The sequence below is a fragment of the Mycoplasmopsis agalactiae 14628 genome, assembly GCF_000266865.1.
Taxonomy (GTDB): Bacteria; Bacillota_I; Bacilli_A; order Mycoplasmatales; family Metamycoplasmataceae; genus Mycoplasmopsis; species Mycoplasmopsis agalactiae_A.
On the sequence record NZ_AJPR01000015.1, the window covers coordinates 1 to 516 of the forward strand.

Below are 516 nucleotides of genomic sequence, written 5' to 3' on the forward strand. Positions count from 1 at the left end.
TTATAAGTATTAATTATTTTTTCACAAGTATCTTTATTTAAAAGTCCAATATCTCTTGTTTTCCAAATTGTGCGATCTGAAACAAAACTATCGACTTCGAAATATTGGATATCATCTAAATTCTCATATAGTTTTTCCATTACACTATTATAAATACTTGGGGAAGTTAGATAGTTATTTAATTCATTATCTTTTTCAAATAGACTTTCAAAGAGGTTTCTATCCATTACATTAATTACAGAACAATTAATCGCTATTTCTTTATCATTACCATATAAGTCATTTTGAAGAACTAAATTTCCTTTATCTTGTGCAGTTAATTCTCTATTTTTATCAGTTATACTTTTAGCAGAAAGATAATAAACTTTATCATCAGAATAAAAGATTAAAAACGGTCTATTTGCTCCATGGGCATCTATTTCATCTCCATTCCTATTTTTAGCAATTGGGAGTCTATTTTCTTTATTTCTTTGTTTATATACTCTACCGATTAATAATTTACTCATATTAGAAATT

Annotated in this window: 1 protein-coding gene; it reads right to left on the reverse strand. The window is 25.4% G+C overall.

Annotation, left to right across the window (positions count from 1 at the left end; genetic code table 4):
• Window positions 1–516, reverse strand: a 516-nt coding sequence (locus MAGB_RS04065; protein WP_235750754.1) for an Mbov_0400 family ICE element protein, incomplete at both ends; no start/stop codon positions are given.